Annotated in this window: 11 protein-coding genes; all 11 read right to left on the bottom strand. The window is 69.3% G+C overall.

Annotated features, from left to right (window positions below):
- Positions 1-1,910: hypothetical protein (locus VLF38_RS04015; RefSeq protein WP_325269996.1), on the bottom strand; the 1,910-nt coding region annotated here is incomplete at its 3' end.
- Complete coding sequence (locus VLF38_RS04010) at positions 1,907-3,052, bottom strand: hypothetical protein (RefSeq protein ID WP_325269995.1); 1,146 nt, start codon at positions 3,050-3,052, stop codon at positions 1,907-1,909. The genes VLF38_RS04015 and VLF38_RS04010, both read right to left, overlap by 4 nt.
- A gap of 146 nt (positions 3,053-3,198) precedes the next feature.
- Positions 3,199-3,486, bottom strand: coding sequence for a hypothetical protein (locus VLF38_RS04005; protein ID WP_325269994.1), 288 nt, complete (start codon positions 3,484-3,486; stop codon positions 3,199-3,201).
- Positions 3,483-3,878, bottom strand: coding sequence for a hypothetical protein (locus VLF38_RS04000; RefSeq protein ID WP_325269993.1), 396 nt, complete (start codon positions 3,876-3,878; stop codon positions 3,483-3,485). The genes VLF38_RS04005 and VLF38_RS04000 overlap by 4 nt, the downstream gene beginning before the upstream one ends.
- 4 nt (positions 3,879-3,882) lie before the next feature.
- Complete coding sequence (locus VLF38_RS03995; protein WP_325269992.1) at positions 3,883-4,077, bottom strand: hypothetical protein; 195 nt, start codon at positions 4,075-4,077, stop codon at positions 3,883-3,885.
- Position 4,078: 1 nt separating this feature from the next.
- On the bottom strand, positions 4,079-4,507 hold the full coding sequence (locus VLF38_RS03990) for a hypothetical protein (protein WP_325269991.1): 429 nt from the start codon (positions 4,505-4,507) through the stop codon (positions 4,079-4,081).
- A gap of 11 nt (positions 4,508-4,518) precedes the next feature.
- Positions 4,519-4,878, bottom strand: a complete 360-nt coding sequence (locus VLF38_RS03985) for a hypothetical protein (RefSeq protein WP_325269990.1) — start codon at positions 4,876-4,878, stop codon at positions 4,519-4,521.
- The gene (locus VLF38_RS03980; protein ID WP_325269989.1) at positions 4,875-5,222 is read right to left on the bottom strand and encodes a hypothetical protein; all 348 of its coding nucleotides are present in this window, start codon (positions 5,220-5,222) and stop codon (positions 4,875-4,877) included. The genes VLF38_RS03985 and VLF38_RS03980 overlap by 4 nt, the downstream gene beginning before the upstream one ends.
- A 79-nt stretch (positions 5,223-5,301) precedes the next feature.
- Positions 5,302-5,535 carry a hypothetical protein gene (locus tag VLF38_RS03975; protein WP_325269988.1) on the bottom strand — a complete coding sequence of 78 codons (234 nt, stop codon included), beginning with the start codon at positions 5,533-5,535 and terminating at the stop codon, positions 5,302-5,304.
- A gap of 11 nt (positions 5,536-5,546) precedes the next feature.
- Entirely contained in the window at positions 5,547-7,250 is a 1,704-nt protein-coding gene (locus tag VLF38_RS03970; RefSeq protein ID WP_325269987.1) for a hypothetical protein, read from the bottom strand.
- A partial coding sequence (locus VLF38_RS03965) for a phage portal protein (protein WP_325269986.1) occupies positions 7,247-8,426 on the bottom strand: 1,180 nt, incomplete at its 5' end. The genes VLF38_RS03970 and VLF38_RS03965, both read right to left, overlap by 4 nt.

Here is an 8,426-nt window from a genome sequence, read left to right as displayed (position 1 = left end):
GAGGACTCGGTGGCGCCGTGGATGGTGAATTCGGCGGCGTACGTTCCCCAGGTGTCGATGCTGGTCTGGTCGCGGTACGGGCCGTAGGCGATCTCCTCGGAGGTGCCCTGCGCGGCGTCGTAGCGGAGCCACTTGACGGTGACTTCGTTGATGCACCGGGTGGTGTCGTAGTCCACGTCGATGCTGGAGTAGCCGTCGGAGGCCGGGTCGGCGGTGGCGACGTCGGTGAAGGTGGCGGCGACGGTGGCGGGGATGTTGGCGGCGTCCCACACGTGCAGGATGTTGTTGCGGTCCACCCACGCGTAGCCCTTGGCGGTGTCGCGGGTGACGGCCACCTGGTCGAGGACGGCAGCGGCGGGGTTGGCCGAGATCTGCACCGGGGTGCCCTGGTACTGGTTGCCGGATCCGTTGACGTTCCACGGCACGCCCTTGCCCTCGAGGATGTAGGGCAGGGCGTTGATGGTCTCGTAGCCGCGGGACTCGCCGGTCTTGGCGAGGGTGGCGATGGCGTCCACCGCGGTGAGGGTGATGATGGTCGTGTCGGCCGCGCCGGGCTCCTTGGTGCGGTCGTAGTCCACGACGGCGTTGACGATGCGGCCCTCGTAGACGTTGGTCCATACGCCCGCGACCAGCGCGACCAGTCGGACCGCCTTGCCGGGCCGTACGTCGGCGGTGACGGCGGGGTCCATGAGCGGGTCGGAGATCGAGGCGGTGAGCGTTCCGACGTCGAGGGCAGCGCGGCCAATCCGTAGCTCGAAGGTCGGGCCGAGGATGTTGCGCCACGTGACCGGGTCGGCGTACGGGAACGATCCAACGTCGAGGACGTCGAGGGACGTGGAGGCGTGCGGGGTGCCGGTCCACCGGTACTCATGGAAGGAGGTGTCGGGGGTGGCGCCGTCGAAGTAGGGGTCGGCGAATGATGTGGCCTCGAAGAGGACGCCGTCGAGGTAGTGGACCTCTCCCGCGGCCACACCCCACCACTCCACGGCGAGCGAGGCGTACGCCGCGTCTGCGGGCGCCTCCCACTGCCCCGCCTCACCGGCCGCGGCGGCACTCCAGGCGCCGGACTCCGTGCCTGCCGAATGGCCCTCGAAGTGCAGGAGGTTGCCGTTTGTGTCGTACCAATGGACCTGGGCGAAGGTGCTGCGGGCGGTGGTGGCTGCGCGCATGTCCCACCGGAGGACGTAGTCAACGCCGGGCGTGACGGGGATGCCGCCCGTGCCCTCGAGGGTCGAGACGACGAGGTCACCGGGCGTTGCGCGGGTGACCTCGAGGGAGGCGGCACCCTGCGCGGCTGTGGTGGTGGTGCGGGCGATGGTGGTGCCCTCGAGCCCGCGCCATCCTGCGGTGTCGAGTTCGAAGGAGGGATTGGTGATCAGGTTGGTGCGGACTGGTCCGATCACGGCGGTGTCGCCCCAGGTGACCATGGCGCGGTTGAACGTCACCGAGGCGTTGACAGAGGGGTTGCCGGTGCCGTTGTAGAGGCCGATGCGGAGCTTGACGTAGGCGGTGTTGGCGGGTGCCTGTCGGCGGAGGTGCGGCTCAGTGGCCCCGAGGGCGGTGACGCCTGCGGACTCGACGGTCGAGGAGAGGAGAACCTTGGCGGCGTTGTACCAGTCCAGACGGAACTTGACGTTGTGGGAGGCGGTGAGCGCGGTGAGGTCGAGTCGGACGGAGACGTACTTGCCCGCGGCGACGGGCATGTAGTCGGTGTAGCACGCCGTGGGCTGCGAGACGGTGGTCTTGAGGGTGAGCGCGGTGCCGCTCGAGGTCATGACGTTGCCCGCGGCCGGGGTGATCCAGAACCATGCGCCCTTGGCACCCGAGGGGTTGAGGACGAGGTTGGGCAGCCCGGCCGGTGGCGCCTGTAGCTCGAAGCGGAGGTTGTCGAGGCCGTGGTAGGGCTTCATGCTCGCCGCCGCCCGCCTGCGCGCTCGTAGGCGGTGATGTGCTGGACGATGACGCGGCCAATGTCGGCGCTCGAGGAGCCGACCGGCGCAACGACGTTGATGTTGTAGGTGTCTCCCCCGCCGAGGTCGTACTTGTCGAGCGGGATGACGGCCTCACGGCCTCCGGGGTTGTCACCGATCAGCGCGAACGTGGGGCCGGTGGTGATGCCGCCGTTGGCGAGGTGCGGGATGTTGGGGGCGTTGACGTGGAAGGTCTTCACCCCGAGGTTGATGTCGAACTCGAGCGCGGCGTTGATCTTGTCGATGCCCTGGTTGAGGAGCGACTTGACCGCGTTCCAGATGCCAGAGGCAATGTCCCCGATGAACCCGGCCGCGGCCTTGATGCCGTCCACGATCTTGTGCATGAGGCCGGACCCGGCCTCCTTGAACTTGCCGCCGAGGGCGGCGATGGTGGCGGGCACGCCCTTGATGAACTTCACGACGGCATCGAAACCACCGGTGACCTTGGACTTGAGGGTGCCCGCGAAGTTGATGACGCCCTTGATGGCGCCGATCCACAGGCCGAAGTAGAGCTTGATCCCGGCCCACAGGAGCGCCGCGCCACGCTTGATGGCGGCGAAGGCCTTGTCCACGATGGCGCGGAATGTGTCGGACCGCTTGTAGGCGACGACCATGATGGCGACGACGGCGGCGATGGCGAGCATGACGAGCCCGAACGGGCCGGTGGCGAACCGGACCGCCACACCCACGGCACGGATGCCGAGGGCCATGGCCTTGCTTGCGGCGGTGGAGATCTTGGCGAGGATGGGGAACTTGCCGGTGGCGAGGTTGAGCAGGTCGGCGGCACCGGTGACGCCCATGATGGCGGGCGCCAGGGCTTCCATCCCGGCGCCTACGCCGCCGAGCGGGCCGGGCATGAGGGACAGAGCCCCGCCGAGGTCCCCGAGGCCACCAGCGGCCTGTGCGGAGCCGGAGGCGAGGTTGTCGGATGCCTCGGCTACGCCGTCGAAGGAGGACTCGATCTTGCGGCCTGCGCTGGAGGCGGTGCGCTCGGCCGACTTCATCGCGGCCTCGGCCCGGTCCATGCCCTTGGCGAGATCCTTGGTGTCCGCCAGGACAGCGATCTTGATGGGTCCGGCCATCGGGGGTCACCTCCTCTCATTCTTGATGCGCTCGAGTGCGTCTCGGAATGCGCCGCGCTGGATGGCCGTCAGGCCGTAGTAGTCGTCTGGGGAGAGCCGGGTGGCGAGGCAGAACTCAGCGAGCTGGTCGGCCTCGAGGCGTGCCCTCAGGCGCCTTTTCCCGGCTCCGTGGTGGGCTCGTCGGGCATGGGCTCGTCCTCGTCGTCGGCGAAGTAGTCCGACAGCTCGCGGACGGTGAGCGTCAGCGCCGCCTCCTTGGCCTCAGGGTCCTTGGCGCCGTTGCGTCGGGCGTCCACGAAGACGAGGGCGCGCATGAAGGTGAAGGGCGACTCCCGGAGGTCGGTAATCTCGGCGCCCCAGGTCTTCTTGATGGCGATCTCGTCCCAGCCGGTGAGCAGCTCGAACGCCTCGTTTGCGGTCTTCTTGTCGGTCATGTCTGTCCTAGTCCTGTGCGATCGATCAGGTCGTTGATGCCCTCCTCGTAGAGGGCGATGGCGCGGGGTCCGAGTTCGCGGTCCGCGTCCTGCATGAAGCGGTCGGGCTTGATCCCGCGGCGGGGCCACCCGTAGTTGATGGGTCCGGCGTAGGGGACGTTGGCGCGGCCTGCGGTGATGAGCGCCTTGCCCTTGGCCTTGTTGCCCCGGATGGAGGCCTTGAGGCGCCCAGTCCGGCCGCGGGGTGCCTTGCTCGAGGCGATCTCGGCGCCGTAGGTGGCGATGGTGCCCATGACCTCCTTGAGGTCGGCCACCTCGGCGCCGAGGTTCTCGAGGGCCTTGACGGTCTCCCGGAGGCCGGTGACGTAGTTCTGGCCGGACCCGACGCCCACGGCGCTACTCGACCGTGAACTCAACGGGCTCGAGGTCGCCGCCCGCGATCCGGTAGACGCCGGGCATGGCGACGACGTACGGCCCCTCGAGCACGGTCACGGTCTCGCCGTCCGGCCGCGTGATGGAGACCGGGTGGACGGCCAGGGGCAGGAGCGTGCCGAGCACGACGGCGGTGGCCTTGGGCTTGGTGGTGGCCATGTCAGAACGCCCCCGTCGTGACCTTGACGGGCTTGGCGTCGAAGACCCACTTGCAGGAGAAGGTCATGCGCGCCAGCGTGGACTTGTTGGCCTCGCCGCCGATCAGGTCGCCGTCCGGCTCGGTGATGGTGACGTTGCCGGTGAAGAACGGGTTGGTGGCGGTGGCGGTCCCGACGCCGTACGGGTTGAAGACGACGGCGACGGAGGTGCCCGCGGCGCTCCAGCACTTGTCCCACAGGGCGGTGGTGTCGGTGTCCTGGACGGCCTCGAACTCGAGGGCGTACTCGCGCTTGCCGCCCGCGGCGGCGTCGGCGAACGTGACGAAGTCGGCGTCAGCCGGGCCGGAGGTGATGACGCACTTGGAGACCTGCGCGGTGAACTCCGTGTCGCCGATCTTGATCTTAAGGAGGCGGGTGCCGAGGGCGGTCATGGGTGGTCCTTTCAGCCCTCGCGGGCAGCGGTGATGACGATGCCCGGCACCGAGTTGGCGTCGAGCACGAGAACGGAGGGGGTGAGGTCGAGGGCGGTGGCCTCGGTGTTGACGGCGGCGAGGAGGGCGTCGCCGTGGTTGTCGATCCACTCTTCGGCGGTGGCGACGTCCTGCGGGAGGGCAAGCCAGATCTGCCACGTGTCCATGAAGCCGAGGCGGCTGTCATCGATGGCCTTGCGGGCGAGCCGGACGAAGCCCTCGAACGGTGTGAGGGTCTGCCGGTAGCGGGCCGTGACGTTGACCGTGGCGCCCGCGGCGCCGGGGATTCCGGCGTTGTTGATCGCGCCCGCGATGACGTCGCGGGAGGTCATCCCTTCACCAGCTTGCGGTGAGGCGCCTCGAGGCGCCGGACCTCGGCGTCGGTGCCGCCGACGCGGGTGGTGGTGGCGCCGAACTCAGAGAGGTTGGCCTGCACGCCGAGCGGGAGGGCGCGCACCGCGAGGGTGTGCGCGACGCGGCGGAAGAGGGCTTCCTTGAGGTCTGCCGGGTACGGGAGCGGTGCGGCGGGCTCGGCGGGGTCGGCGGGGAACCGGCAGCGGCGGGCCTGTGCTGCGATCTCGGCGGCCAGCACGGGGGCAACGACGGTGTCGGGATGCGTGGTGCCGGTGGTGGCGAGGTAGGTCTGCACCTCGGGCAGTGCGGGCAGTGCGGGCATGTGCTGGTCCTCCTAACGGGTGTGTGTCGTGGGTGGGCGGTGGGCGCCTCGGGGTCGAGTTCGAGGCGCCCACCGGGTCTCACCCGAGGCCGGGCTCCGGCTCGGACTCCGGCTCGGTCTGCGCGACCCCGACGAACGTCATCTCGACGGTGGCGCCGTCCTCATCGGTGACGAACAGCGCGTGCTCGCCCTCGTGCCGGACGGTGTACGTCTTGCGGCAGGTGACGACCGTGCCGTCCGGGAGGCGCATGAGCCCGGAGGCGCCGGGGATCTCGACCGACTCGGCCATGGCGACGGTGTTGGGCTCGCTCATGTCGCTCACCCTCAGACCGTCGGGTCGTAGGAGATCTTGCGGAGGCCGGTGACGTCGTAGACGATTCCGGCGAAGTACGCGAAGACGCCCATGTCCCAGCCCTCGACCTTCTCCTGGAGCTTGTCCAGGCGCTGGAGGCCGGAGTTCCAGACGTGCACGGCGTTGGGGTCCACCACCCACGAGTTGGAGGCGTTGGCCGACGTCGCGCCGAGCGAGGTGCCCGGGTTGATGCGGTAGCCAGCGAGGTCGATGAACGAGTACTTGTCGCCGGAGATCCCGTCGCGGTTCTGCGGGTTGACGATCGGGAACAGGGACTCACCGTCCGCGTTCTTGTAGGTGCCCAGCGTCTTGTAGAGGTCCACGTGACCGAAGGCCTTGACGAACCGGTCGCCGTCCGGGATGAACTGGAGGTCGATGAGTCCGGCCTCGATGGCGTTGGCGAGGGTGAGGCCGTTTGCACCGGCAGCGATGGCCGCGGTGAGCGAGGCCACCGAGCCCGCGGCAGCGGCGAGCAGAGCGGCGGTCTTGGTCTCGAGCGCGATCTTCATCGAACGGTCGAACTCGGACCAGACGAGGCCGGAGACCACCGGGTTGCCGCCCTGGTCGGCCACCTCACGGGTGATGTGGACCTTGCCGGACACGGGGACCGGCGTGACGGTGGCGCCGACCGCGGTGAGCAGGTTGCCTGCGGTCGGGTCGGTGCCCTCGACGTGGTCGGCCACGCCCGCGGTGGTGCCGACCCGGTCGAGCTTGGACCAGAAGAACGGCGTCACGTTGGACAGCGAGCCCTTGTGGAAGGTGTCGTACAGCGGCGACTTCGGGACGGGAGCCTGTCCGAGGAACATGTCCGGGCGGTACTGGGCCGGGTTGACCTCGTCCACGTTGCCCGTCGTCACGAACTGCGGCTGGAGGCGCTCGGCGGTGAAGTCCTGGACGCGCTTGAGCGCGGCGCCGTCCTTGTCCTTGGCCGCGGCAAGCAGGTCGGTGGCGAAGTCGAAGCCGGAGGGGGCGCCCTCGGTACCGGCGAAGCGGTAGATGGGCTCCTCCTTGACCTGGAACTGCTGGACGCCGGGCCCGACCGGGATCTTGACGTCCTTGAGCTCGGCCAGCTCGGTGGCCATGCTCTCGACCTTGGCCATGAGGGCGTCGGCCTCGGCCTTGGAGAACGTCGCCGTGGCGTCGTTCGGGTTCTCGTCGCCCATGGCAACGTCCTTTCCGTTGGGCGCGGCGGATGCCGCGACGTTGGTGATGGCCGCGTCCTTGAACGCGGGGGTTTTGACCACGGCGCCACCCGTGAGGGTGGTGGCCTTGGAGTGCATGACGCCGTCCTTGCCGGGGGTGAACTCACCGGCGACCTCGGCGGAGAAGGACTTGAGGATCTTGTCCTCGGAGAGCGCCAGGACGCGGTCGCCCTCGGGGGTCCGGGCGATGCGGAAGGTAGCGAGGACGCCGACGCCCGGTTCAATGCTCAGGGCGGTCGCGATGCCGACCTGCGCCTTGAGTGACTGGGTGTCGTGGCCGTAGTTGAGGACGACGTCAGACGGGTCTGGCAGCGTGACCGTGTCCTCGGTGAAGGTGAACCGGGCGACCTTGCCTGAGAGCGGGTCGCGGGCCGGGCCGGAGACGACGCCGAACGGCAGGAGGACGCCGGTCAGGGTCCGGCTTCCCGGCTCGGCCGCGAAGGTCGCGGCCTCGAATGTCACGAGGTTGGTCATGCGGTGATCTCCTTGGGCTGGTCGGTGGTCTCGCCGAGGGGCTCGAGGCCGCGCTTGGCGCGGGCCTCGTCGGGGGTGAGCACCTTGGCGGTGATCAGGGCGCCGTCTGCCTGCGCGGCGGCGAGGTCGTCCAGGCGGAGGTAGTTGGCCGTGTCGAAAGCGGCGGTGTATCCGAGCGGGGTGACGTCCGGCATGGAGAGCCGGCCCTCGATGGCGGTCATGTACGGGCCGTACACGTCCTCGATCCGGCTGCGGCGGCGGTCCTGCCCGTTGAAGTACGACCGCGAGGTGGTCGAGACGGACAGTTCCTCAGGGTCGATGCCGGTGAGGCGGGCGACCTCGAGGACGGCGTCCTTGCGGACGTCGGAGAGCTGGAGCTTGTCGGGGTCCCACCCCGCCGCCTCGTACTTGAGCCCGGCCGGGACGAAGCCGGTGGCGCGAGCCTTGCGGACAGTGGCCCAGCCGTCGAGGAAGTCGGCCACCTCGGCGTCGTCCTCGAACGGGTCGTCATCGCCGGAAGGCGTGAAGAAGTCAACGGGCGGGGTGCCATCGACCGCGTTGAGGGTGGCGCGCTCGAGCGCGATGCATGCCTTGATGGCCCGCGATGCGTCGAGGAGTCCGCCGTTGGGCGAGTCCAGTCGGATGATCCCGGGCAGGTCCGGCCATACGGTCGCGGTGCCCTCGGGGAAGGTGAGGATCTGGGGCTGGACGGTGACGGTCTCGGCGTCGAGCAGGATGCCCTGCACGGGTCGGCCGTGCCAGCCGACCGCCGTGACCCGGATCCATGCACGGCCGAAGAGGAGCATGTCCTCGACGGCGCGGGTCCAGGTCACGGATGGGGCGGTGCCAGCCTCGGGCTGCTGGAAGAGGTTGGGGGCGAACGTGGTGGTGACCTTGCCGGTGGGGTCGTAGACGCGGATCGGGAACTGGCCGATGCCGCCACAGATCAGGTCGCGGGCTCGCTTGACGGCGGGGACTCGGAGCGCCTCGGCGCGGGTGAGGCGCCCGGTCTTGAAGATGTAGTCATCGAGCGTCGGGGTGCCGTAGAGGACGCCGGAGTCGATGTCCACCGAGAAGCGTGCCGTCCGCACGCGGGCGGTCGGGACCTCGAGCGGCAGCGTGTCGACAGCTGCGGCGAGGGCGGAGGTGCGGCGAAGGAATCCCACGGGTGTAATT

This window comes from Nocardioides sp. (assembly GCF_035481145.1).
GTDB lineage: Bacteria > Actinomycetota > Actinomycetes > Propionibacteriales > Nocardioidaceae > Nocardioides.
The sequence above is the reverse complement of the archived record's forward strand: the minus strand, read 5'-3'. Positions and strand labels throughout refer to the sequence as shown.

Excerpts from the sequence above, each read along its gene's own strand:
- VLF38_RS03985 (WP_325269990.1), bottom strand. The coding sequence starts at position 4,878 with ATGACCTCCCGCGACGTCATCGCGGGCGCGATCAACAACGCCGGAATC.
- VLF38_RS03975 (WP_325269988.1), bottom strand. The coding sequence starts at position 5,535 with ATGAGCGAGCCCAACACCGTCGCCATGGCCGAGTCGGTCGAGATCCCC.
- VLF38_RS03970 (WP_325269987.1), bottom strand. The coding sequence starts at position 7,250 with ATGACCAACCTCGTGACATTCGAGGCCGCGACCTTCGCGGCCGAGCCG.
- VLF38_RS03980 (WP_325269989.1), bottom strand. The coding sequence starts at position 5,222 with ATGCCCGCACTGCCCGCACTGCCCGAGGTGCAGACCTACCTCGCCACC.
- VLF38_RS03990 (WP_325269991.1), bottom strand. The coding sequence starts at position 4,507 with ATGACCGCCCTCGGCACCCGCCTCCTTAAGATCAAGATCGGCGACACG.
- VLF38_RS04005 (WP_325269994.1), bottom strand. The coding sequence starts at position 3,486 with ATGACCGACAAGAAGACCGCAAACGAGGCGTTCGAGCTGCTCACCGGC.
- VLF38_RS04010 (WP_325269995.1), bottom strand. The coding sequence starts at position 3,052 with ATGGCCGGACCCATCAAGATCGCTGTCCTGGCGGACACCAAGGATCTC.
- VLF38_RS03995 (WP_325269992.1), bottom strand. The coding sequence starts at position 4,077 with ATGGCCACCACCAAGCCCAAGGCCACCGCCGTCGTGCTCGGCACGCTC.